The 21,934-nt window shown below is 65.5% G+C and carries 23 protein-coding genes; 8 read left to right on the top strand and 15 right to left on the bottom strand.

Features of this window, described 5'->3' with window-relative positions; translation table 11 throughout:
* Positions 1-78: 78 nt before the first annotated feature.
* The 4 genes from crtA to bchO are packed head-to-tail and all read left to right on the top strand — an operon-like array spanning position 79 to position 4,344.
* Positions 79-789 (top strand): spheroidene monooxygenase, encoded by a 711-nt coding sequence (gene crtA / locus M8744_RS07720; RefSeq protein ID WP_251412064.1) that lies wholly within the window; start codon positions 79-81, stop codon positions 787-789.
* Complete coding sequence (gene bchI, locus M8744_RS07715) at positions 786-1,790, top strand: magnesium chelatase ATPase subunit I (protein ID WP_251412061.1); 1,005 nt, start codon at positions 786-788, stop codon at positions 1,788-1,790. Before crtA ends, bchI begins: the two co-directional genes overlap by 4 nt.
* Positions 1,787-3,457 (top strand): magnesium chelatase subunit D, encoded by a 1,671-nt coding sequence (locus M8744_RS07710; RefSeq protein WP_251412058.1) that lies wholly within the window; start codon positions 1,787-1,789, stop codon positions 3,455-3,457. The genes bchI and M8744_RS07710 overlap by 4 nt, the downstream gene beginning before the upstream one ends.
* A gap of 2 nt (positions 3,458-3,459) precedes the next feature.
* The gene (bchO, locus tag M8744_RS07705) at positions 3,460-4,344 is read left to right on the top strand and encodes an alpha/beta fold hydrolase BchO (RefSeq protein WP_251412055.1); all 885 of its coding nucleotides are present in this window, start codon (positions 3,460-3,462) and stop codon (positions 4,342-4,344) included.
* 178 nt (positions 4,345-4,522) lie between these two features.
* Here the strand turns inward: bchO and M8744_RS07700 are convergent, their stop codons facing one another.
* From M8744_RS07700 to M8744_RS07655, 10 genes are all read right to left on the bottom strand, one after another.
* A complete protein-coding gene (locus tag M8744_RS07700) occupies positions 4,523-5,479 on the bottom strand; it encodes a TonB family protein (protein WP_251412051.1) in 957 nt (318 codons plus the stop codon).
* Positions 5,476-5,862 (bottom strand): ExbD/TolR family protein, encoded by a 387-nt coding sequence (locus M8744_RS07695; protein WP_251412049.1) that lies wholly within the window; start codon positions 5,860-5,862, stop codon positions 5,476-5,478. Before M8744_RS07695 ends, M8744_RS07700 begins: the two co-directional genes overlap by 4 nt.
* Positions 5,859-6,239: a biopolymer transporter ExbD gene (locus M8744_RS07690; RefSeq protein ID WP_256474147.1), complete on the bottom strand. Its 381-nt coding sequence runs from the start codon at positions 6,237-6,239 to the stop codon at positions 5,859-5,861. The genes M8744_RS07695 and M8744_RS07690 overlap by 4 nt, the downstream gene beginning before the upstream one ends.
* Entirely contained in the window at positions 6,232-6,879 is a 648-nt protein-coding gene (locus M8744_RS07685; protein ID WP_251412043.1) for a MotA/TolQ/ExbB proton channel family protein, read from the bottom strand. Before M8744_RS07685 ends, M8744_RS07690 begins: the two co-directional genes overlap by 8 nt.
* Positions 6,876-7,262, bottom strand: coding sequence for a hypothetical protein (locus M8744_RS07680; RefSeq protein ID WP_251412041.1), 387 nt, complete (start codon positions 7,260-7,262; stop codon positions 6,876-6,878). The genes M8744_RS07685 and M8744_RS07680 overlap by 4 nt, the downstream gene beginning before the upstream one ends.
* Positions 7,263-7,500: 238 nt before the next feature.
* Positions 7,501-7,827 carry a heme-degrading protein HmuQ gene (gene hmuQ, locus M8744_RS07675; RefSeq protein ID WP_251412038.1) on the bottom strand — a complete coding sequence of 109 codons (327 nt, stop codon included), beginning with the start codon at positions 7,825-7,827 and terminating at the stop codon, positions 7,501-7,503.
* A gap of 70 nt (positions 7,828-7,897) precedes the next feature.
* Positions 7,898-8,680, bottom strand: coding sequence for a heme ABC transporter ATP-binding protein (locus tag M8744_RS07670; protein WP_251412035.1), 783 nt, complete (start codon positions 8,678-8,680; stop codon positions 7,898-7,900).
* On the bottom strand, positions 8,677-9,747 hold the full coding sequence (locus M8744_RS07665; protein WP_251412031.1) for a FecCD family ABC transporter permease: 1,071 nt from the start codon (positions 9,745-9,747) through the stop codon (positions 8,677-8,679). Before M8744_RS07665 ends, M8744_RS07670 begins: the two co-directional genes overlap by 4 nt.
* A 3-nt stretch (positions 9,748-9,750) precedes the next feature.
* Entirely contained in the window at positions 9,751-10,644 is an 894-nt protein-coding gene (locus tag M8744_RS07660; protein ID WP_251412028.1) for a heme/hemin ABC transporter substrate-binding protein, read from the bottom strand.
* A complete protein-coding gene (locus tag M8744_RS07655) occupies positions 10,644-11,696 on the bottom strand; it encodes a hemin-degrading factor (RefSeq protein WP_251412025.1) in 1,053 nt (350 codons plus the stop codon). Before M8744_RS07655 ends, M8744_RS07660 begins: the two co-directional genes overlap by 1 nt.
* Before the next feature lie 199 nt (positions 11,697-11,895).
* Between M8744_RS07655 and M8744_RS07650 the strand changes: the two genes are divergently transcribed.
* Positions 11,896-13,935 carry a TonB-dependent receptor domain-containing protein gene (locus M8744_RS07650; RefSeq protein ID WP_251412022.1) on the top strand — a complete coding sequence of 680 codons (2,040 nt, stop codon included), beginning with the start codon at positions 11,896-11,898 and terminating at the stop codon, positions 13,933-13,935.
* 90 nt (positions 13,936-14,025) lie between these two features.
* Here the strand turns inward: M8744_RS07650 and M8744_RS07645 are convergent, their stop codons facing one another.
* From M8744_RS07645 to tsaD, 4 genes are read right to left on the bottom strand one after another with little or no spacing between them, the layout of a single operon-like run.
* The gene (locus M8744_RS07645) at positions 14,026-14,445 is read right to left on the bottom strand and encodes an EVE domain-containing protein (protein WP_251412007.1); all 420 of its coding nucleotides are present in this window, start codon (positions 14,443-14,445) and stop codon (positions 14,026-14,028) included.
* Complete coding sequence (locus M8744_RS07640) at positions 14,445-14,720, bottom strand: YciI family protein (protein ID WP_251412004.1); 276 nt, start codon at positions 14,718-14,720, stop codon at positions 14,445-14,447. The genes M8744_RS07645 and M8744_RS07640 overlap by 1 nt, the downstream gene beginning before the upstream one ends.
* Positions 14,721-15,680, bottom strand: coding sequence for an NAD(P)H-dependent glycerol-3-phosphate dehydrogenase (locus M8744_RS07635; protein WP_251412001.1), 960 nt, complete (start codon positions 15,678-15,680; stop codon positions 14,721-14,723).
* Complete coding sequence (gene tsaD, locus M8744_RS07630; protein ID WP_251411998.1) at positions 15,677-16,771, bottom strand: tRNA (adenosine(37)-N6)-threonylcarbamoyltransferase complex transferase subunit TsaD; 1,095 nt, start codon at positions 16,769-16,771, stop codon at positions 15,677-15,679. The genes M8744_RS07635 and tsaD overlap by 4 nt, the downstream gene beginning before the upstream one ends.
* 45 nt (positions 16,772-16,816) lie before the next feature.
* On the opposite strand from tsaD, the gene M8744_RS07625 reads away from it, so the two are divergent.
* From M8744_RS07625 to M8744_RS07615, 3 genes are read left to right on the top strand one after another with little or no spacing between them, the layout of a single operon-like run.
* Positions 16,817-17,563, top strand: a complete 747-nt coding sequence (locus tag M8744_RS07625; protein ID WP_251411995.1) for a uroporphyrinogen-III synthase — start codon at positions 16,817-16,819, stop codon at positions 17,561-17,563.
* Positions 17,564-17,615: 52 nt separating this feature from the next.
* Positions 17,616-18,992, top strand: a complete 1,377-nt coding sequence (locus M8744_RS07620) for a hypothetical protein (RefSeq protein ID WP_251411992.1) — start codon at positions 17,616-17,618, stop codon at positions 18,990-18,992.
* Positions 18,993-19,002: 10 nt separating this feature from the next.
* Positions 19,003-20,523: a heme biosynthesis protein HemY gene (locus M8744_RS07615; RefSeq protein ID WP_251411989.1), complete on the top strand. Its 1,521-nt coding sequence runs from the start codon at positions 19,003-19,005 to the stop codon at positions 20,521-20,523.
* A 33-nt stretch (positions 20,524-20,556) separates the two neighbouring features.
* On the opposite strand, the gene murA is transcribed toward M8744_RS07615, so the two are convergent.
* On the bottom strand, positions 20,557-21,867 hold the full coding sequence (murA, locus tag M8744_RS07610; RefSeq protein WP_251411986.1) for a UDP-N-acetylglucosamine 1-carboxyvinyltransferase: 1,311 nt from the start codon (positions 21,865-21,867) through the stop codon (positions 20,557-20,559).
* Positions 21,868-21,934: the final 67 nt, after the last annotated feature.

Here is a 21,934-nt window from a genome sequence, read left to right as displayed (position 1 = left end):
TTTACATTCTTTCTGTCGTGCCTTCCATATCAAATCATTATGTGTCACCTTGAATTGACACTTTTCTGGGGATTGCCCATGCAAACAGTCACCCTCAGCCTTTTCCGCTTTGATAGCGTGGCGGCACGGCTTTGGGCCTTTGGCATGATGGCGGCGGGGCGATTCGCCCTGCCCCGCGTTCCGGGCCTGAAATTCTGGAAACTGTGCGGTACTGGCACGGGCGAAGGGTTCACCCCCCGGCCCAACACGCATGTCTATGCCATCCTTTGCGTCTGGCCGGACGCCGAAACCGCGCGCAACCAGTTGGAGCGCGCCCGCATCTTTCGCCGCTACCGTGCCCATGCATCCGAGGCCTGGACAGTGTTCCTCGCCCCGACATCGGTGCGCGGGCAATGGGCGGGCGTCACGCCGTTCCAGGCGCAAACACCACCCGAAACCGGCCTTCTGGCCGCCATGACCCGCGCCACTGTGCGGCCCCGCCGGGCGTTTCGCTTCTGGTCGCGGGTGCCCGACATTTCCAGCGTTATCGGCGCCGACCCGAACGTGATCTTCAAGATCGGGATCGGCGAGGTGCCGCTACTGCACCAGGTGACATTCTCGATCTGGCCAGATGCCGACAGCATGGCCGCCTTTGCCCGCGACCGTAACGGCCCCCACGCCAAGGCCATTCGCGCGGTTCGCGATGAAAACTGGTTCCGCGAGGAACTTTACGCCCGCTTTCGCGTGACCGGCGAACGCGGGACATGGGGCGGGGTCAGCCCCCTCGCCCATAACCAAGGACACGCATGACACACCCTTTTCCATTCTCTGCCATTGTCGGCCAGGATGACATGAAACTGGCCATGATCCTTACCGCGATCGACCCAAAACTGGGCGGTGTGCTGGTGTTCGGCGACCGGGGCACCGGCAAATCCACCGCCGTGCGGGCGCTGGCCGCCCTGCTGCCGCCGATCCAAGCGGTGCACGGCTGCCCCGTCAACGCTGCCAACCCTGCTGATGTGCCCGATTGGGCCGGGTTAGAGACACATGAAATGGCCGAGCGCCCCACCCCCGTCGTCGACCTTCCTCTTGGCGTAACCGAGGATCGCGTGACCGGCGCGCTAGATATAGAACGCGCCCTGACGCAGGGGGAAAAAGCGTTTCAGCCCGGCCTTCTGGCGCAAGCCAATCGCGGATATCTTTACATAGACGAGGTCAACCTGCTGGAAGATCACATTGTTGACCTGCTGCTGGACGTGGCCCAATCGGGCGAGAATGTCGTTGAGCGCGAGGGGCTATCCATACGCCACCCCGCGCGGTTCGTGCTGGTCGGTTCAGGCAACCCCGAAGAGGGAGAACTGCGCCCGCAACTGCTTGACCGCTTCGGCCTGTCGGTCGAAGTGCGCAGCCCCAACAACATCGACGACCGGATCGAGGTGATAAAACGCCGCGACGCCTATGAAACCGACGCCGCGAAGTTCCTCCGAAAATGGGGCAAAGAGGATACCAGGCTGCGCGACCGTATCCTGACAGCACGGGGGTTTTTGGGCGACATAGAGACTAGGAATCCCGCGCTGCGCGACTGCGCCGAGCTGTGCATGGCGCTTGGCGCAGATGGGCTACGCGGTGAACTTACTTTGCTGCGCGCCGGCCGCGCGCTGGCGGCATTCGACGGCGCAAAGAGCCTGGGCCGGGCACAGCTGCGCCGGGTAGCGCCTCTGGCCCTATCACACCGCCTGCGCCGCGATCCTCTGGACGAGGCCGGCAGCGCAACCCGCGTCGCCCGCACGGTGACCGAGGTTCTGGGATGACAGCCCCCCGCTGGGACGCCGCGCAGCTTGCGCTGGCATTGCTGTCAATCGACCCCGTCGGGCTGGGCGGTATCGTGGTGCGCGCTCGCGTCGGCCCAGTTCGAGATGCTTTTTTGGCTGAGTTAGGCTCGATTCATCTGCCTTGTCGCCGCATCCACCCCGATATTTCTGACGAGGCATTGTTTGGCGGGCTTGACCTGTCAGCCACGCTAACAGCGCAAAAGGTCGTCTTTTCACGCGGGTTGATGTACGAACCTGCGGCAATCGTGCTGACAATGGCAGAGCGCACCGCACCCACCCTGGCCGCTAAACTGGCCCAGGCCATTGACGATATCCCGCATTTCACCCTTGTCGCGCTGGACGAGGGCACCGACGCTGACGAGCGGTGCCCGCCCGCCTTGTCCGAGCGCACGGCATTTCGCGCTGACCTGGACGGCATCGGCCGGATGCAGACCCCACCGTCCGATCTGCCCGACCCGGCCGTCGCCCGTGCTCTCTATCCCCGCGTCCCAGCGACAAGCCAGGCGATCGAGGCTTTGACAGCCCTTGCCGCCCGCTATGGCGTCGACAGCCTTCGGGCGCCGCTCTTCGCCCTGCGCGCCGCACGCGCTCATGCAGCGCTTTTCGGGCGTGTTAGTCTCGTATCCGATGACATCGCTGCCGCTGCCGGGCTGGTTTATGGGCACCGCGCGACACAGATGCCCACCGACGAGGACGAGCCACAAGACGACCCACCCCCACCCCCCGATCAGGATGAGGCCGACAGCCCCCAGGGGCAGGACGACGATATACTGGATATCCCGCCCGAAATGCTGATCGAGGCGGTGCGCGCGATGCTGCCCGAGGGCATGTTGGAAACCCTTGTTCCCGCGGGAACGGCCCGCGGCGCCCGCGGGTCGGGCGCGGGCGCCCGGCGCAAGGGCAATCGGCGCGGGCGGCCCCTGCCCTCGCGCCCGGGGCGCCTGGATGGTCGCGCCAGGATAGACCTGGTTGCAACCTTGCGCGCGGCAGCGCCATGGCAACCTCTGCGGCGCAAGCTGTCGGCGCGCAAACATAGGTTACTGATCCACCCGAGCGACATCCACGTGAAGCGCTACGAAGACCGCTCTGACCGGTTGCTGATTTTTACCGTCGATGCCTCGGGATCGGCCGCGCTGGCACGGTTGGCCGAGGCCAAGGGCGCGGTCGAATTGCTGTTGGCGCAGGCCTATGCGCGGCGCGACCACGTGGCGTTGATCGCCTTTCGCGGCGACGGGGCCCAGCTTTTGCTGCCGCCCACAAGATCACTTGTGCAAACGAAACGCCGCCTTGCCGCCCTGCCCGGCGGCGGCGGCACGCCCTTGGCCGCAGGCTTGCAGGCCGCGGGCGAGCTGGCCGACCACGCGCGCGGGCATGGGTTATCGCCAGCCATCGCCGTGTTGACCGATGGGCGCGCCAATATCGCGCTGGATGGCCGGGCCGACCGGGTGCGGGCGGCCGAGGATGCGGTGCGGTTGGGGCGGTGGCTGCGTGGTAGCGGGGTGCCGGGGGTTGTGCTGGATATGGGCAACCGGCCGGCACGGCAACTGGCCGAGTTGGCGGCGCAGATGGGCGCGCGCTACCTGCCCATGCCGCGCGCCGATGCCGGGCGGCTGAGCGCCGCGGTGGGCGCGGCATTGGACGGGTAGAGATGGACTGGCCCCGCGACCTGGCCGGATGGCCGAACAGAGACTATTCCAGCCGAATAGCGGCGCGTCCGCACCGCTGGCACGTGCAGCGGATGGGCCGGGGGCCGGTGGTTTTGTTGATCCACGGGGCTGGTGGGGCGACGCATAGCTGGCGAGATGTGATGCCGGTGCTGGCTCCGCACGCGCATGTTGTCGCGCTGGACCTGCCCGGGCAGGGCTTTACCCAGGCGGGGACAAGGGCCCGCTCGGGGTTGGAGCCTACGGCGGCGGACATTGCTGCGCTATGCGCCGACCAGGGATGGGATCCCATTGGTATCGTTGGACATTCTGCCGGGGTGGCGGTTGCGCTGCGGCTGTCGCAAATGCTGCACGCGACCCCCGCCGTGGTGGGGATCAACCCCGCGCTGGACAAGTTCGAAGGCGTTGCCGGATGGCTGTTTCCAGTGCTGGCCAAGGCGCTGGCGCTGAACCCGTTGACGCCATTCCTGTTTACGATTGGGGGCGCATCGGGGCGGCGGGCGCGGCAGCTTATCGAGGGAACGGGCTCACACCTGGCTGACGAGGGGTACAGGCTCTATTCCCGCCTTATGAGCAACAGATCACATATTTCCGGCACCTTGCAGATGATGGCAAGCTGGGAACTGGACGGGCTGATCGCCGAGTTGCCAAAGGTTAACGCCCATACGCTGTTCCTGGCCGCGACGGGCGACCGCGCGGTGCCCGTTTCCGTGGCCGAGCGCGCCGCCGCGCGGATGCCGGATGCGAAGGTAGAAATATTGAATGATCTTGGTCACTTGGCCCATGAGGAGGCACCGGAGATGGTGGCCCGGCGCATTTTGGCTTTCCTGGGGTTGGACAAGACAGCGCGGGCCAGGCAGGTGCCATGACCCGTGCCGGAATTATATTTACAGGTCGCATAAATATGCGTGTTCTGCGCGGTTTCGGCGGGATTTCGCGCGGTCTTTCGTAAATGTTTCCCTGCGGCGGCGCGCGGTGGCCCCCCCCCGTGCCGTCACGGTTTCGATGGTCGGGCGGGGCCGATCGTGACGCGATGGAGCGGCCAGCTCAACGCCCCTTGATCTGGATCGAGAAGCTGCGCCGGGCGCCCTGTGGCGGCCGGGGAAACGGGCCCGCGCCCCGCACCAGGTGAACAGCCGCCCGGTCGAGCGCGGAAGACCCGGAACTGCGCGCCAGCGAAACGGCGGTAAGCCCGCCATTCACCCCGATGGTAAAGGCTACGACGGCAGCCCCACGGGCGTCGACACTTGGCTTGCCGGCACGGGACAGTTTGCGCATGACCAAACCGGGATAGTTGCTGGCCGCGGCGTTGCCCGCGGCCTGCTGTTGCCCGCCAGTGCCGTTTTGACGCCTCGTCGCCTTTTCCGTGCCTGTCGCCGCACCCGCGCGTGCGTTTTGATCTGCGTTGCCCGGTCGGGCGGCGGGTTTGGTCACCTGTTCCGGTTTTCGGGCCGGTTTCGCGGCGGGGGCGGGCCTTTGGGCCTTTTCCACCGCGGCGCTGCGCAGCCTGGGCCGGATGGACCGGGCAACCGCCGCGGAATCGGGCTCCGCCCCCTTGATCGGTTGTTTAGCCTGGCTTGCGGCATAGGCTTGGGGTTGGTGGGCCGGAACAGCCTGCCGGGCAGATGGCGCGACCGCCGCCAGCATTTGCGGCGCGTCGGGCGCGGCGCGCTCGGCCTTGGCGGGCGGGCGAGCTGAAACGGTATCGGCCTGTTCGGCACTTGGGGTGGCGGCGGCTTTCTCGGGCGGTGTCCTGGTGGCTTGTTCCGCCGCGATCCTGTCTGGCGCCTCGGCCCGGGTTGCCTTTGCCTTGTCGGGGCGCGCCGGTGACAGTCGCCCGGCCGCCATGTCGGCGAAAGCGTTGCCCAGGCGCATCTCGGCCCCGCCATCCCCGCCCTCGGCCTGCATCGACTCCTGCGGGACCAGTGCCAGGGCAAGGGCGCCGTGGGCGATGATCGCCACGGATAGGGCCGCGATCTTGGCCATGCCGGCGTTGCGCATCATTGCAGCCCCCGTTCGGTGACCAGAACCACCGATCCGGCCCCGGCCTCGCGCAAGGCGCGTGCCACGCCAACCAGCTTTTGTGCCGGTAGCGCGCGGTCAGGCACGATGCGCACACGCGCGCGGGCCTCTTCGGGCAGGTCGGCCAGAAACGCCGCGGCGCTGACGATTTCGGTGCCACGGCGTGTCATGCGCCCATCGGCATGGAGCACCAGCGCATCTGCCGGGGCGGCGCGGTCGATCTTGGCTGTGCTGACCAGCCGCAGATCCTTGTCGAGCGGCGCAGCCAGTGTGCCCGCCACGAGAAAGAAGATGAGCATCAGGAAAACGATGTTGATAAGGGCGATTGTCGGCTCGCGTTCGGGCCGGGCGCGGCGTGGTGTCATGTGGCCTCCAACACGGTTACGCGGATCGCGGGGAGCGCACGCAGCGCCACCAGCAGATCGGTAAGGCGCTGCGCCGTTACGTCTGGACGGGCCGCCACGAGGACGGGCAACGGGGTATCGCCGTCACGATGGCCATCAAGCGCCTTCGGCAGGCCCTCGATCGCGGCGGTGGCCCCGTTCAACCGCAGCGATGTGGGCGCCAGTGTCAGGAAAACCGGGCGCGCGGCAGACGCCGGGCCACCCGCGCCGGCCGCCGCCAGCTCAACCTCGGCAAAGCGCGTGAAGCTCGAAGACAACATGAAGAAAAGCAGCAGAAGGAAAATGACATCAATCAGCGATGTCATCGACAACCGCCGCCTGCGCTGCCTGCTACGCATGGCTGGGCGCAACCCCATGTGCCGTGGCCTGCCGCCCCTCGGGGGCAAGGGCCGTGCGCAGCGCCTTTTGCGCCAGCACGCGGTCGGCATCCATGCGGGCCTCGAACCAGCTTAGCATGACGGATGTCGGCATCGCCACGGCAAGCCCCACCGCCGTGGTCAGCAGCGCCACCCAGATACCGCCCGCAAGGACCGAGGGATCAACCTGCGCGCCGGCCTGTTGCAGGGCCTGGAAGGCCGAGATCATGCCCAGCACCGTGCCAAACAGCCCCAGCAGCGGGGCAAGCTGCGCCACCGAGTCAAGGAACCGGAACCCGCTTTCCAGCCGGGCAAAACGCATCTCGGCCTCGGCCTCGAGCCGGGGGGCATCGTTCTGGCCATCGAAGGCCATCGTGATAACGGGCACAAGGTAGCTGCGCGACCGGCCCAGGTGGTCGCCCGCGGCGGCCCGATCACCGGCATCCCATGCGGCAATCGCCGCTTGCAGCGCGTCGTGGCGGCCCACGCCCGCGACACCGAATTGCCACAGCTTGTACAGAACGACCGCCAGAACCAGAACCGAAAGCCCGCATAGCAGCAAGACGACCGGGCCACCCAGGCCGACGATGCGCAACAGGGTATCGTGAAGCGTGGCGATCATCCCAGTACCTCGATATCTGTCCGGCTGCGCAGGTCGAGGCCGGCGGTGCAGGCATCGTTTGGCAGGGCGTCGCCGGAGCAGGTTTCTGCCCCGTTGATCAGCAGGCGGCCAAGCGAGGTACATTCAAGCCCCGGCAGGACGAATTGCCGAACGCGCGGGCGCGCCGATGGCAGGGCGCCGAAATCGAAAAGCGTCAGGCGGTCAACGCGGCCTTCGGTGTCAAACAGGACGGCCTCGTACACGGCCTGTTCAATGTCGGCGTCATGGCCGTTCTGGACGAGGAAGCTGATCCGGCAGGCGTCTTTGACAGCCTCAAGCGCGTTGAGTTCGATCGACACATGCGCGCCCTGTTCATCTTGCGCCAGCACGGGGCCGCAGGTCATGAGGGCCGCCAGGCAAGTGGCCACAACTTTTCGATGGTATGCGCGCATGTCGTCCGCCCTTGATTTCCCGAATGGTCATCTGGCTGGGGAGCGCGCCCTTGCTCGATGCCGTTTAGCTAGCAGGCGGGCGGGGAAGATTCAATATCTGATTATTTTGATAGGTTAAATTTGCCGGGTAGGGAAACGGCCCGGCGGCCGCGCAACGGTGCCGTGGGGCGTGGCCGTTGCGCGGCAATGTTCAAGCGGGTTGCAGGGCGTCGATGCGCTGGATTGCGCGGAACCCTTCGAAACGGGTAGCGCCCTCGTGAAGTTTGCGGGCCTTCCGGGCGCGGACATGGGCGGTGCGGAACGACTCGCCCTGGGTCCAGGCGCGGAAATGATCCTCGGTTTCCCACATGGTGTGAGAGGCGTAGAGTATGTGCCCGTCTTCCTCGGGGCCCTTGAGCATTTGGAACGACACGAAGCCGTCGGTCTCTTGCAACTGGCTTTCGCGGGACAGCCACAGGTCTTCGAACGCGGCGGCGTTTTCAAGCGTTACGGTGAATCGGTTCATGGCAAGGTACATTTGAGACTCCTTATCTCCTTGTCAGGGGTTGGCAGGGTTCGCCGCGCCGGGTGGCGCATTTGCGGGGTTTTCAGACAGTGGCCGCGTGCGGCAGGACAAAGGGCGTGCCGGGAGGCGGCGGGGCCGATACACGCAGGTTGCAGCCGTAGGCGCGTGACAGGGTTTCATCGGTCAGCACCTCGGCCGGTGTGCCGAAGGCAAGGCGCTGCCCATCGGCCAGCACCGCAACGCTGTCGGCATAAAGCGCGGTCAGGTTCAGGTCATGCATGACGGCGATCACCCCGCCACCGGCCCGTGCGAAACCGCGCGCGATTTCCATGACCTGCAACTGGTGGGCTATATCGAGGCTCGAGACCGGCTCATCCAGCAAGAGCCAGCGCGGCTGCCCGTTCTCGACCGGCGCCCAGACCTGCGCCAGCACGCGCGCCAGCATGACCCGCTGTGCCTCGCCCCCCGACAATTCCTGGAACGTCCGGTTCGCATAATGCGCCAGGCCAACCCGCGTCAGCGCCTGCATCGGCACCTCGGGCCGGTCGCCGGCGGTGCCCGATTGCAAGCCAAGGCGGACGACCTCGATCGCGGTGAAGGGAAAGGCCAATCGCGACGCCTGCGGTAGCACGGCGCGCTGGGCGGCCAGGTCCCAGGGTTTCAGCATGGCGACATCCTGCCCGTTCAGGCTGACCCGGCCCTGAAAGGGCAGCGCCGCCGTGATCGCCCCCAGCAGCGTGGACTTTCCCGACCCGTTCGGGCCGACGATGGCCGTGACCTCGCCCGGACGTGCAGTCAGGCTGACGCCGCGCAACGCCACGCGCTGGCCATAGGAAACGTGAATGTCTTGGGCAACCAGGCTCATAACTCGACCAACCCCCGACGCTTGAGCAGGATCCAAAGGAAAACGGGTGCCCCCAGAACCGCCGTGACGATGCCGATGGGCAGTTCCGCCGGGGCGATGACCACGCGGGCGATCACGTCGGCGAGGATCAGCAGGATCGCGCCCAGCAGTGCGGAATTGAGCAGGAGCGTTCGGTGATCCGGGCCGGAGGCCAGCCGCAGCAAGTGCGGCACCACGATGCCGATGAACCCGATCCCGCCCGAAACCGCCACCGCCGCACCTGTCGCACCCGCGACGGCAAGAATGGCGATGGATTTCATGCGCTGCACGTCGATGCCGATATGGGCGGCTGTCGCCTCGCCAAGGGCCAGCCCGTTCAGACCCCGGCCCAGCATCATCGCCGCGCCAATGGACAAAACGATCAGCGGCCCGGCCGACAGCACCTTGGCCCAGCTTGCACCGGCCAGGGAGCCGAGGCCCCAGAACGTAAGATCGCGCAACTGCCGGTCATCGGCGATATAGACAAGGATGCCCGACAAGGCCCCCGCAAGCGCCCCGAGGGCGATGCCCGCCAATAGCATCGTGGCAACCGATGTTCGCCCGTGGCGCGTGGACACGCGATAAAGCAGGATGGTCGAGCCCCAACCGCCCAGGAACGCGGCGAAGGGTGTCAACTGGTTGCCTGTCTGGTCGATCACCCAGGCAGGCAACAGCGCGCCCAGCACGATGGCGAGTATCGCGCCCAGCCCGGCGCCCGCCCCGACGCCCACGATGCCCGGATCGGCCAGCGGGTTGCGAAACAGCCCCTGCATTGCCGCGCCCGAAACGGCCAGCGCGGCCCCGACCAACACCCCCATCGCCAGCCGCGGAAGCCGGATATCGAGCAGGACCACGCGCTCTACCTGGCTGAGTGCCTCGCCCTGCACCAGCTTGGCCAGCATTGCCGTCAGGGTCACATCCGTGGCCCCGATTTCAAGGCTTGCGATACAGGCCAGCACCAGTGCGCCCGCCAGAACCCCGTGCAGGGTGCGCGCGCGCGACAGCCGGTCGCGCGGGGCGGTTTCAATTTCTTCGGTCACGGCTGACACGGTTCAGGCTCCCTGACCATAAAGCGCGTCGTTGAGGGTGCGAATGGCCTGCGCGGTGCGCGGGCCAAAACCCAACATCAACAACCCGTCCATGCGAACGACCGCGCGTGTCTGCGCAGCGGGCGTCAACCTGATGGCGGGCATTGCGAACAGTTCGTCATCCGCCACCCCGTGATCGCCGCCCCGGTCCATCATCAGGATCACGTCTGGCGCGGCCAGCCCGACGGCTTCGTCGGTGATTTGCTTGTATCCCTCGTATTCGGTGACGGCGTTGACGCCGCCAGCCATGCGGATCAGCGAATCGGCCGCGGTGCCGGTGCCAGAGGCATTGATCTTGCCGCCCTGCGTGGACAGCACGAAAAGCACCCGCTTTTTCCGGCTTGTCGGGCGCGCGGCATCGGCCAGAGCGTCAGCCAGCGCGGTTTCAACCTGGGCCGACAGGCGTGCCGCCCGGTCGGGCACGTCAAGCGCATCGCCGATGATTTCGATCTTGCGCAGGATTCCACGGGCGGTGAGAGCGTCGGGCACTTCGACAAAACCCACCTTGGCCTCGCGGATCACGTTCAGCGCCTCTCGCGGGCCGGCCCCTTCCTCGGCAATGATCAGCGACGGGCCGGCGGACAGCACGCCCTCGGGCGACAGCGACCGCATGTAACCCACGTCGGGCAGATCGGTAACATCGGGCGGGTAGGTCGATGTCGCATCGCGTGCCTTCAGCCGGTGCTGCTGGCCAAGCGCCACAACGATTTCCGTTACCGAGCCGCCGATTGACAGCACGTCGGGCTCGGGGTTTTGCGCGTGGGCATACCGCTCCGAGCCAAGCAACAGCAGGATCAGCGCGCCACAGGTCGCGAGACCCGTGATCAGTGTATCGGACGGTCTTGAATGACGAAACATCAGGCCGGCACCTCTTGAAGCGTGGGAAGGGTTTCGACGATCTTGCCCCATGCCGGGCGGGACTCCCGCCCCTCCTTGCCGACGCCAAAGACCTGGAAGATCAACCCGCCCTCGGCGTCGAATGCCTCGACAGAAACGGCGGGGCCGCGCTGGGTGGGCTTTTCCACCGCCCAGATCTCGGCCACCTTGTCGCGCCGCAGGTGCAGGTTAAAGCCCGGGTCCATCACATTTTGCCACGGCCCCATGGGCCGCAATTCGTGAATCGGGCCGGTGTGGATCTGGATGCAGCCGCGGTTGCCGACAAAGATCATCACCTCTATCCCGGCATCGCGCACCGCGTGCAGCATGTCATCGGCTGCGTTCGGATCAAGCCGACGCACCCATGGCGCCCCGGCGATCCGGTAGGCCCCAAGACGATTCATCTTGAGCTTGGCGCACAGGCGCAGGAACTGGTGCGTATCGGTCAGCTTGGCCCATTCTTCGCGCAGGGTATCAACCTTGTCGGGGCGCGATTTCGGGGCTTCGACGGGCTTGCGGCTTTCGACGGGTTGCGTGTCGGATTGATCATCGACGGCAAGATCGGCCACGATGGCGGCCCATGCGTCATGGTTGGACTTTTCGCGCAGGTGGATCTTGTGCACCGCATCGCCCGCCGCATCGAAAACCTGCAACGAGCGGCGCGGGCCATGCGCGTCATTCGTTTCAACCGCGAAGGCATGAACCCAGTGCGACGGGAATATGCGCAGGTCGATATTCTCGGCCAGGGTCATCGCGGCATGGTCGCCGGGATGGTACTCGGCGTATTCGCCCACTTTTTCATGCACGCAGGCATCGACGCGGGTCAGAGCCATGACCTCGCCCAGCGCCTCGGCGGCGGGAATGAGCTGGTCGGGATGCGCGGCGATTCGCGTGGTGCCCCGGCCGATTCGGGCGGCCACCAGTTGCGCCTCGGATATGCCAAGGCTGTCAGCGGCATCGCGGGCGCGCAGTTTCGGGTTTTGCGCCTGAAAGGCACGAATATCGGTAGGGGTGACAGCGGATTGCTGCGTCATGGGCGACCTCGGAGGTTGATTTGCGATCCGATGGCTGCGCCCGATTGGAACCGGTGCGTGGCTTCTTCAAAATACTTGACTAATTTACTCTGGTGCGTTTGAAGCTGCAACCCGTAGTGACAAGATTGTCGCGAAATCACCAAAACCGCCGCGCCAGCCTTCGCAAGCAACGGCCATGAACATCTGAAGGATGGCGCATATGCTTACCCACCTGTTGCGCGGCTCGACCGCGCTAGTCTGCCTGTCGCTGGCCCTGCCGGCCGCCGCGCAGGACGCCGACCCCGGTTTCCTGGGCACCCTCATACTCACCGGCGGCAAGCGCGATCTCAGCTTTGGCACCGCCTTGCCCCGCACTGTCGTGGATGAAGAAGAAATTCAGGACCGGCAGGCCAGCACGGTTGCGCAGCTGATCGACTCGGTGCCCGGTGTCACGCTGGTCAACGGCACGACGCCGCAAGGCTCGGGCATCAACATTCGCGGCTTTGGCGCGAACACGACCAACGGCTCGGACCAGAAGATTGCCGTGCAGATCGACGGCGCCAGCGTCGGCTCGGAAGAGTTGTACCGGATCGGCACGCAGCTTTTCACCGATCCGCTGCTTTACCGCGAGGTCGAAGTGCTGCGCGGGACAATCGGCAGCTTTGCCTACGGATCGGGAATCGTTGGCGGCGTGGTCAAGCTGGAAACCAAGGATGCCTCTGATTTCACGGGCGGCGTGCCGGGTTTTGGCGGCTCTCAGACGCTTGAATACAGCTCGAACGGCGATGGCTGGGTCAGTTCCACGAACCTGGGCTGGATGCCGTCAGCGGGCGCCGAATTCCTGCTCAACTATTCGCTGCGCGACCAAGGCAACCTGACCGCGGGGGATGGCACGACCATCGGCAACAGCAAGTTCCGCACGCCGTCCTACCTTGCCAAGGGCACGTTCACCTTTGGCCAGGATGACGCGCAGTCGCTGACCCTTAGCCACTCCAGAACCGTGGCTGACGACAAGGACGTGCCCTATGACCAGTTCGGCACGGATGGCGGGATGTTCGGCAATGTCGACCGGCTGACCGATACGGACCAGACCGTGCTTGAATACCGTTTCAATCCCGCCAGCGACCTGTTCGACCTGCGCGCCAACCTGTCTTACGCCGATCAGCAAATCGAATACGACTACATTCCCGGCTCATCGCCGCTGGAAGGCACGCCCACCTTTCCCTTCCTTGTCGATACGGTGAATGCCGATCAACGCTACGAGACAACCAAGCTGACCATGACCAACCGCGCGCTGTTCGAAACCGGCGCGGTTTCCCACGACATGCTGGCCGGCGTCGAGGCGCAAAGGCGCGTTCGCGCCGACAACACCGCGGCGGGGGCGCCGGGCGGCACGAATGACCGCTTTGCGCTATTCATGGTCGACGAAATGACGATGGGGCGATTCACCGTCACGCCTGCGTTGCGGTATGAAACATCCAGGATCGAGAGCGCGACCAACCTTGCCGGCCTGCCGAACATTTACGACAAGGATGCCCTGATGGGCGGCCTTGCGCTGGCCCATGACCTGGGCAACGGCCTGTCGGTCTTTGGCAGCGCGGCCTATACCGAGGGGCTGCCGATCATTGATGACCTGGGCACCAGCGCCAGCGCGCAACGGCGCATCGGCATTTCGGAGAAATCGCACACGTTCGAACTGGGCGCGGAATATACGGGCACCGATGTGTTTGCCCGCGGCGATACCTTTACCATTCGCGGCAACCTTTACCAGACCGAGCTGTGGGACATCACCAGCTACACGGTTTCAGGGTCGACAACGACCGAGCTGGACCACGTCGATTCCCATGGATTCGAGCTTGAAGCCTCGTACGGGATGGCAAACGGGTTTTATGTCGATTTTGCCGGGCACCTGGGCAATGGAACCGAGTTCAACCCCGATGGCACCAACGCGACGTGGCGCAACAGCCCGGCGGACCGGGCGCAGCTGGCATTGGGCAAGAAGTGGGATGACCGGCTGGACCTGAGCTGGGAAATCGTTCACGCCGCGGATCGCCGTGAAGCGCTTGGTGCCGGTTTGCCCGACAGCACGGTGCACAACCTGCGCGCCACATGGCGCCCCGACGAGGGTTGGCTGGATGGAACCGAGGTTCGTTTCGGACTCGAGAACATTCTTGACGAGGATTATGTCGGCCACCTGTCATCGCCCAGCCGAAAAGCGCCGGGCAGAACGGTAAAGGTGTCCTTGTCGAAATCGTTCTGAAGATGAGGGCCGGGGCGTCGCGCAGCCAGCGGCATGTCCTTGACATGGCGATGCGCGGCGCCCCTGTCACCTTTTGCGCGGGGTTTGACCTTAGGGGTCAACCCCGGCCATTGCGCAGACGATCTGCCACTCACGCTCGGTTACAGGCTGCACCGACAGGCGCGGGCTTTTGACCAGCATCATGTCGGAAAGCCGCGCATCCGCCTTGATCTGTTCAAGCGTGACGGGTTGGGCGACCGGGCGAACCGCCTTGATATCCACGCATTCCCAGCGCGGATCATCGGTGGTGCTGTCGGGGTGGGCCTCGGCGATGACCTCGACAATGCCGACGACCGCCTTTTCCTTTTGGCTGTGGTAGAAAAAGCCACGATCCCCCACTGCCATCTCGCGCATGAAATTGCGGGCCTGGTAATTGCGTACGCCATCCCATTCTTCGCCCACGTCACCCTTGGCCAGTTGGTCGGACCAGCCCCATGTTTCGGGTTCGGATTTGAAAAGCCAGTAGCGCATCAGCCGATCACCTGTTTCCACTCCAGCAATTCGACCGACTCGAACAGGCCGGCCTTGGCGTAGGGGTCGTTCCGTGCAAATTCCTGTGCCTCGGCCATGCTGTCGACCTCCATTATCAGAAGTGAGCCACACATGTTGCCCCCCTCGTCAAGCAAGGGACCGCCGAATTTCAGGGTGATCGGGACGCTGTCGGCATAGGCAAGATGCGCCTCGCGGTTGGCAAGGCGGGTTTCCAGCGCGCCGGGTTTGTCGCGTGCGATAAGGGCAATAAGCATCTATTCTTCCTTCAAGGGACGGTTGAGCAAGGTTTGCATGGCCTGCGCCACGCTGCTGTGGCCCGAGGCGATGGCGTGCACATGGGCCGAAATCGGCATGTCGAGAGACAGGCGGCTGGCCAGTTCCGTCACGGCCTCGGCGGTTTTGACACCTTCGACGGTTGTCGCGGTGTCGAAGGGCGTACCGCTGCCCAGCGCCAGACCCAGCCGATAGTTGCGGGATTTGTCGGAGGTGCAGGTCAACACGAGGTCGCCAAAGCCCGACAACCCCATCAGCGTGTCGCGCCGTGCGCCCATCTGGTCGGCAAGGCGGGTGATCTCGGCCATGCCACGGGTCATCAGGGCGGCGCGGGCGCTGTCGCCCATGCCAAGGCCGATGCAGGCGCCGGCCGCGATGGCGATAACGTTTTTCAACGCGCCGCCCAGCTCGGCGCCGGTTGTGTCGGTGGTGCGGTAAAGCCGCAGCGCGGGCGTGGTAAGCGCCTGTTGCAGGGCCTTGCCTTGGTCTGCATCGGCGCAGGCCAGCGTCAGCGCGGTGGGCAGGCCCCGCGCGATATCGGCGGCAAAGCTGGGGCCGGTAAGTATGGCGTTGGTCGTATCGGCGACAACCTCGGACAGGATCGCCGTCGGCCCACGGCCCGATGACAGTTCAACCCCCTTGCAACAGGCAACAAGCGGATGGCCCCGCAGCACGGCGGCATGGGTTTCGGCCATGCCGCGCAGGTGCTGCATGGGCACGGCCAGCAGGATCGGCGCTTGCGGCGGAACAGGGCCGAAACCGGTGATGATCTGCACGTTGTCGGGCAAGGCGACCCCGGGCAGACGCCGGGTGTTTTCACGGCTTGCCTGCATATCGGCGGCATGTTCGGAGTCGCGCGCCCATAGCATGACGGGCCCCCTGGCCGCCAGCGCCACGGCCAGCGCCGTGCCAAAGGCCCCTGCCCCAGCAACACAGATCATGCCTTGGCCCCCTTCTTTCCGCTGCCCAGCAATGGCGGGCTGCCGCGATCAAGCGGCCAACGCGGGCGGGCCGCCAGCGTCATGTCATCAACATGGCCGGAACGGAACCGTTCCAGCCCGGCATAGGCGATCATCGCCGCGTTATCGGTGCACAGCGCCAGCGGCGGCGCGGTAAAGCCGATGCCCTGTTCGGCACAAACCGTTTCCAGCGCGCCACGGATGGCCAAGTTGGCCGCCACGCCACCCGCGACGGCCAGCATGGGCTGAGCGGGCGCCTCGGCCCGGTAGAGCGCCAGCGCGCGGCGGGTTTTCTCGGCCAGCACGTCGCGCATGGCGGCCTGGAACCCGGCGCAAAGATCGGCACGGTCGGCCCGCGTCAGCCCGCCTTGTTCAGCGATGAGTCCATCGCGGGCGCGCAAAAGCGCGGTCTTGAGGCCGGAAAAGGACATATCGCAGCCCGGCCTGTCCAGCAGCGGGCGCGGAAAGCGAAAGCGGGCGGGATCGCCCTGTTTGGCCTGCAACTCGACACTGGGGCCACCGGGTTGCGGCAAGCCCAACAGGCGGGCGGTCTTGTCGAACGCCTCGCCGGGGGCGTCGTCGATGGTGCCGCCCAGCCGCGTGAAATCATCGGCGCCGCGCACGATCAGGAACTGGCAATGACCGCCCGAGACCAGCAACATCAGGTATGGGTAGGCCGCGCCATCGGTCAGCCGTGGAGTCAGCGCGTGGCCCGCCAGGTGGTTCACCCCCACCAGCGGCAGCCCCGCGCCCAGCGCGATACCCTTGGCGCACATCACGCCCGAGATCACCCCGCCGATCAGGCCCGGCCCCGCGGTGACGGCCACGGCATCGATTTCGCGCAACGACAGGCCGGCCTGGTCCAGTGCCTTTATCACGCAGCCATCCAGCCGTTCGGCATGGGCCCGGGCAGCGATTTCAGGCACCACACCGCCGAACGCGGCGTGCAGGTCATTCTGGCCCATCACCACCGATGACAGTATCTCGGGCCGTGCATCGCCCGTCTGCCGCAGCACGGCGGCGGCGGTATCGTCACAGCTGCTTTCCAGCCCGAGTATGGTGAGGGTGCGCATGGGCGTCCCGTTGCGGTTTCGACCACTGGCAGTTAACACCAAGGCATGTCTGGAACAATCCCGGGGGGCTCTATGCCCACGATACTGCTGACCCGACCGGCCGAGGGGTCGGCCCGTTTCGCCGAAGAGCTGCGCGCGCGGCTGGGCGAGGTGCCCATCGTGCAATCCCCGGTGTTGAGGATCATCGGCACCGGGGCGCAGCCCGATCTGTCGGATGACCCGGTTGTTCTGTTCACCTCGCGCAACGGCGTGACCCATTGCGGCGTGACCCCCAAGCGGGGGCAACGCGCGCTGTGCGTGGGCGACGCCACGGCGCAGATGGCACGGGCTGCCGGGTTTGACGCCGTTTCGGCCAGCGGCGATGTCGAAGACCTGCTCCGCCTGGTCACGCACGAGGCCCCGAAAAGGCCGTTGCTGCATCTGCGCGGCGAGCACAGCGCGGGCGACCTGGCAGCACGGCTGCGCAAGGCCGGGCTGCGCGTGCGCGAAACGGTGGTGTACGATCAGGTTCCGGTGGCTTTGACAGACGCAGCGCGGGCGACGCTGAACGATGATGCGCCCGTGGTCGTTCCGCTTTTTTCACCACGCAGCGCACAGGCGTTTGCCAACCAGGGTCCATGGCACGCGCCCCTGTTCATCGCGGCGATCAGCGCGGCGGCAGCACAGGCCGCACCCCGACCCAGTTTCCGGCTCGACGTGGCGGCAGAGCCAACCTTGCCCGCGATGCTTGCCGCGACATGTGGACTGTTTAACGCAGCGCAATTGCTTGAGAGGGAGTCGCCCGCACAGTAAGGTCGGGTTGGACACAAGTAGATATTGCAGAGAATCGAAAGGTGACCAGCCTGTGGCACGCAAGAAAGAATCTGACAAGTCTCAGGTCGATGACACGAAAGAGGTTGTCGATGCAGGCGTCGTCGAAGACAGCGGCAACGATACGCCCGGCACGGATGACAGTGCCGAACATGACGACACCGTACAGGCCGAAAGCGAACGCGCCGCGGGCAACACCACGGAAGATGGCGACGCACCAGGGCAACTGAGCGAACCGGACAAGAACGAAAATGGCGGACCGTGGGAAAGCGGGGCCGACGCGGCACTGGCGCCCGAGGCGGATGATACCGTTGCCCCCGATGACGACACGGCCGAGAAACCATCGGACGAGGAAGCCCCGGAAAGCGAAAGCGACCCGGCGCAACCCAACCGGGATGAAGATACCGAAGAACCCGCCGCCGACCAGGCGCCACCTGCCGCCACGGCGCCTGAACAGGTCGTGGTGCGCAAGGGCGGGTTCTTGCCTATGCTTCTGGGCGGCGTCGCGGCGGCGGCCATCGGCTTTGGTGCCGCGCGTTACGTCTTGCCCGAGGGCTGGCCCTGGCCCGGTATGCAGGATGATACGCTGGCGCAGGACGTGGCCACGCAATCGGGCCGCATCGACGAGTTGGAAACAGCGGTCGAGGGGATCGACCTGTCGGGGCTTGAAGGGCAGATCGGCGGCAATGCCGAACAGATCGCCACGGTGTCCGAGCGGCTTGACGACATCACCACCACGCTGGCCGACGTGCAATCGCGGCTGGATGCGCTGGAAAGCCGCCCCGCAGCCGAACCCGGCAGCGACAATGCATCCCAGTTTTCAAGCGAATTGCGCGCGCTGCAACAAAGCGTCGAGTCGCAGCGCGCCGAGATCGACAGCCTGCTGAACGAGGCGCAGGCCCGCGAAGAGTCGGCCCGTGCCACGGCGCAACAGGCGCTGGCCCGCGCCGCGCTGAGCCGTATCCAGACCGCACTGGACACGGGCAGCGATTACTCCGGCGCCATCGCCGACCTGCAAGAGGCCGGTATTGATGTGCCCGAAGGGTTGGCGGGCACGGCAGATGGCGTGGCCACCATGAACGAATTGTCCGCCAGCTTTCCCCCGCTCGCCCGCGACGCGCTTTCGCTATCGCGCGAGGCAAGCGGCGAGGCCGAGGGGCTGACCGGGTTCCTGAAAACGCAGCTTGGTGTCCGTTCGCTTGCGCCGAAGGAAGGTGACGACCCCGACGCGGTGCTGTCGCGCGCCGAGGCGGCCCTGCGCGAGGGGCGGCTGGACGATGCATTGACCGAGATCGCGGCTTTGCCCGAGCAGGGCCGCGCTGCCCTGTCGGATTGGGTGGCGCGCGCCGAAACACGCCAGGAGGCCGTAACAGCGGCCGAAAACCTGGCGCAATCGCTTACCGCGAACTGAGGGGGCCGTCATGCTTTGGTCAATTATCAAGATCGTCGTTTTCTTCACCCTCGTCGCGGCCCTGGCCTGGGGCGCATGGTACGTGCTGGACATGGATGGCGGTGTGACCATCCAGGCAGCCGGCGTGGAAGTCACGCTGACGCCGATCCTGTCGGTTCTGGGGCTGGTGGTCCTGGTCGTGGCGGTGTGGCTGTTTCTCAGGCTGTTCGGCCTGCTGATCGCGGTGCTGAAATTCATCAACGGTGACGACACTGCCATCAGCCGGTATTTCGACCGCTCGCGCGAGCGCAAGGGCTTCCAGGCCCTGAGCGAGGGCATGATGGCGCTGGCTAGTGGTGAGGGTCGCGTGGCAATGGCCAAGGCCGCCCGCGCCGAACGCTATCTGAACAAGCCCGAGCTGACCAACCTGCTGATCGCGCAGGCCGCCGAGATGACGGGCGACCGCCGCCGCGCCGAAGAGGTTTACAAGCGGCTGCTGGAAAAGGATGAAACCCGGTTCGTTGGCGTGCGCGGTATCATGAAACAAAAGCTGGCCGATGGTGACCGCGACACGGCGCGGCAACTGGCCACCAAGGCGCTTGAGCTGAAGCCCAGGCACGAGGAAACCCAGGACGCGCTGTTGCAGTTGCAGGCGCAGGCCGAGGATTGGGCCGGTGCGCGCGATACGCTGCGCACCAAGCTGCGCACGGGCACCATTCCGAAGGACGTGCACAAGCGACGCGACGCGGTGCTGGCGCTGTCGGGGGCCAAGGATGTGCTGGCCGAGGGCAACGACATTGCCGCACGCGAGGCCGCCATCGAGGCCAACCGCCTGTCGCCCGACCTGGTGCCGGCGGCCGTTCTGGCGGCGCGGGCTTATGTCGAGCAAGGCAAGAAGAAATACGCCGTGCGCGTGATCAAGAAGGCCTGGGCGGCGCAGCCGCATCCAGACCTGGCCGGTGCCTTTGCCGCGATCGAGCCAGATGAGACCCCGCAGGCGCGGATCAAGCGGTTCAAGCAACTGACAAAGCTGGCCCCGGACCACCGTGAAACCAAGCTGCTGGAGGCCGAATTGCTGATCGCGGCCGAGGATTTCCCCGCCGCGCGACGCGCATTGGGCGACATGGCCGAGAACGCGCCGGACGCGCGCGCGCTGACCATAATGGCGGCCATCGAACGGGGCGAAGGTGCGTCGGACGCGGTGGTCAAGGGGTGGCTGGCGCGTGCCTTGTCGGCCCCGCGCGGCCCGCAATGGGTATGCGACAACTGCCAGCATATCCATACCGATTGGGTTCCGGTTTGCGAAAACTGCCAGTCCTTCGACACGCTGAGCTGGCGCGCACCGCCCGCGTCGCAGACCTCAACGCCCAGCGGTATCGAGATGCTGCCACTGATCGTGGGCGGGATCGAGGACAAGACCACGCCAACGGCTGAAGACACCGAAAAAGAAACCGCGACCGAAATCATGGATGCCGAAGTGGTCGATACCGAGGCAGACGACGCCGAGACCTCGAAAGAAGACGAGACCGGCAGGGACAAGGTTGCGCCCTGACGGACAGGGGCGCCGCCGGGCCTGAGCAGCGGTTCAGGTTCGGGCCGGTATCCGGGTGATCCTTGCGCCCAGCGCATTCAGCCGCTCGTCGATACGCTCGTACCCGCGCTCGATCTGCTGCGCGTTGTTGATGACCGATGTGCCTTCGGCCCCCATGGCCGCGATAAGCATGGCCATACCCGCCCGGATATCCGGGCTTTCGAGGCGCGCGGCGCGCAGTTTCGTCGGGCCCGAGATTACCGCGCGGTGCGGATCGCACAGCACGATACGGGCGCCCATGCCGATCAGCTTGTCGACAAAGAACATCCGGGATTCGTACATTTTCTCGAACATCAGAACCATGCCGTCACATTGCGTAGCCGTGACGATCGCGATCGACATCGCGTCGGCGGGAAAGGCAGGCCAAGGCTGATCTTCGATCTTTGGAACATGGCCGCCGAAATCGGGCACAACGGTCTTTTCCTGCCCCTTGGGAATGATCAGGTCGTCGCCCTCGACGAGGCATTTGACGCCCAGCTTGTCGAATCCCATCAGAGTGGACCGCAGGTGTTCGACACCGGCATTTGTTATGCGCAGCTCTGAATCCGTTACAGCGGCAAGACCGACCAGCGAAGCGACCTCGATGAAATCGGTGCCGATCCGATGCTGCGCCGCGGTCAACGGGCGGCCACCATGGACAGTCATGCAGTTGGTGCCGATACCTTCGATATCGGCGCCCAGCGCGATCAGGAAGTGGGCAAGGTCCTGAACATGCGGTTCGGACGCGCAGTTCCTGAGAATGGTGGTGCCTTGGGCGGCCACCGCCGCGCTCAACGCGTTTTCGGTGGCCGTGACAGAAGGCTCGTCCATGAACACGTCGGCACCGACAAGCCGGCTTGCACGGAAGGAATACGACCCGTCGAGCGAGATTTCCGCGCCCAATTGCTGCAAGGCGAGAAAATGCGTATCGAGCCGCCGTCGGCCGATCACATCACCGCCCGGCGGTGGCAGGGTGACTTCGCCGCACCGGGCAAGCATGGGGCCGGCCAAAAGAATGGATGCGCGAATACGGCCACACAGGTCAGGGTCAAGATCCGCTGGCCGCACGTTGCGCGCCTGAATCCGCAATTCGTTCGGGCCGGTCCACTCGGTTTCGGCACCGACCGAGGCCACCAGTTCGACAAGCGCTTCGACATCGCGGATGCGCGGAACGTTGGTCAGCGTAACAGGATGTTCGGTGAGCAGGGCCGCCGCGATGATCGGAAGGGCGGCATTCTTGTTGCCCGAAGGTTCGATGCTTCCGGACAGGCGGTTGCCGCCTTCAACGATATACTCGATGCGTTCACTTGCCCGTGGTGCTGCCAAGGCCCTGCCCTTTCCTGAAACCTGGCCGCGACATTAGTGGTGTTTTCTACCGATGCAAGGCAACAAC

This window comes from Lutimaribacter degradans (genome assembly GCF_023703375.1).
GTDB classification, from domain to species: domain Bacteria; phylum Pseudomonadota; class Alphaproteobacteria; order Rhodobacterales; family Rhodobacteraceae; genus Lutimaribacter; species Lutimaribacter degradans.
The sequence above is the reverse complement of the archived record's forward strand: the minus strand, read 5'-3'. Positions and strand labels throughout refer to the sequence as shown.